This is a genomic window from Spongiactinospora gelatinilytica, from assembly GCF_003236385.1.
Classification (GTDB): Bacteria; Actinomycetota; Actinomycetes; order Streptosporangiales; family Streptosporangiaceae; genus Spongiactinospora; species Spongiactinospora gelatinilytica.
Genome location: NZ_POUA01000820.1, coordinates 1 through 567, shown reverse-complemented (window position 1 = coordinate 567; position 567 = coordinate 1). Strand labels below are relative to the sequence as shown.

The 567-nt window shown below is 67.2% G+C and carries 1 protein-coding gene; it reads left to right on the top strand.

Features of this window, described 5'->3' with window-relative positions:
* The first annotated feature begins 112 nt into the window (after nucleotides 1–112).
* Nucleotides 113–520 (top strand): TraR/DksA family transcriptional regulator, encoded by a 408-nt coding sequence (locus C1I98_RS39585; protein ID WP_111172251.1) that lies wholly within the window; start codon nucleotides 113–115, stop codon nucleotides 518–520.
* Nucleotides 521–567 lie beyond the last annotated feature (47 nt).

Here is a 567-nt window from a genome sequence, read left to right as displayed (position 1 = left end):
GTGGGATGCTACGGGAGGGGCGAATGTCCTGGCGGGTCATTTGCCGTTCTGTTATCTCCGGACCTAGGCTTCCCCGCACCCGTTCGAGTCACTTGATCGGTTAGGAGGGCGTATGAGCGCAACCGCGCGCGCAGGTAAGAGCACCGCCGTGAACGGAGAGGGTGCCTGGACGGAGGGGGAGCTCGCGGAGGTACGCGACAACCTGTCCCGGGAGATGGAGGACCTCCGCGTCGTCATCACGCGGTCGGAGTCGGAGATAGCCTCGGGGGACATCACCGAGGGCGCCGGTGACGACCAGGCGGACGCCGGGGCCAAGACGTATGAGCGGGAACGTGAGATCGCCCTTACCCTGAACTCGCGCGACCTGCTCGCGCAGAACGAGCGGGCGATCGCAAGGATCGACGCGGGGACCTACGGGGAGTGCGAATCGTGCCACGAGCCGATCGGAAAGGAACGGCTGCGGGCGTTCCCGAGGGCGACGCTGTGCGTGGCCTGCAAGCAGAAGGAGGAACGCCGCTGACAGACGACCGGAACGACCCGGGCCGGAACGGCGAGGCCGTTCCTCCC